The organism is Streptomyces sp. CAI-85 (assembly GCF_013363615.1).
Lineage (GTDB): Bacteria > Actinomycetota > Actinomycetes > Streptomycetales > Streptomycetaceae > Streptomyces > Streptomyces antibioticus_B.
The window spans coordinates 1-965 of sequence record NZ_JAANNX010000209.1 but is presented as its reverse complement, the minus strand read 5'-3'; the positions used below and the strand labels follow the sequence as shown (position 1 = coordinate 965).

General features: G+C 75.1%; 1 protein-coding gene. It reads right to left on the bottom strand.

Translation table 11 applies throughout. From position 1 onward, the window contains the following. Positions 1–965, bottom strand: a 965-nt coding sequence (locus G6W55_RS37820; RefSeq protein WP_175525084.1) for a polyketide synthase dehydratase domain-containing protein, incomplete at both ends; no start/stop codon positions are given.

Below are 965 nucleotides of genomic sequence, written 5' to 3'. Positions count from 1 at the left end.
CAGCCGCGACCCCGCGAACCGCTCCTCCGCCAGCCACCCCTGCACCAGCTCCAGGACGTCACGGAGAGCCGTGTGTACGACGTCCGCGGTCGTCCCGGCGGTGTCCGCCGAGCTGGCGAAGCGGCGGACGACGAGGTCCGGTACGGCCTCCCCGGCGGCGAGAGCGTCGAAGTCCGGGTACGTCGGCCCGTCGATCGGCGACTCACCGACGACGACCCACGTGAACGTCCCCGCGGCCTCCGGCGCCGGCGTGGCAGCGGTCCACTGGAGCTCGAACAGGGCGTCGTGCAGGGAGCCTTGGGCCGCGGCGAGCTGTTCCCGGTCGACGGGTCGGGTCAGCAGCGAGCCGACGGTCGCGACGGGCTGTCCGGTGCCGTCGGCGACGGTCACCGACAGGGCGTCCGCACCGGCCGGCGCCAGACGTACCCGCAGCACCGACGCGCCGGACGCGTGCAGCGACACGCCACGCCACTCGAACGGCAGCCGCGCCTGCGCGTCGGCGAAGAACCCGCCCAGCCGCACAGCATGCAGCGCCGCGTCCAGCAGCGCGGGGTGCAGACCGAAGCGAGCCGCCTCGTCCCGCTGCTCCTCCCCCGCCTCGACCTCGGCGAACACCTCGTCGCCGCGCCGCCAAGCGGCACGCAGCCCCTGGAAGGCGGGGCCGTATCCGTATCCGGCACCGGCCAGATCGTCGTACAGCTCACCGGTCTCGACGCGCACGGCGCCCGACGGCGGCCAGGCCACCAGGTCGGCACCCGCCTCGACGGCCTCCCGCGCAATCACGCCAGTGGCGTGGCACGTCCAGGCTTCCCCCGGCGTCCCCGCCGCGGAGTCGGCACAGGAGTACACGCCGACCGTCCGCCGATCGTCGGCGCCGGGCTCCCCGACCGTGACCCGCAGCCGGACCCCGCCCTGTTCGGGCAGTGTCAGCGGGGCCTGGAGGGTCAGCTCCTCGACCGTCTCGC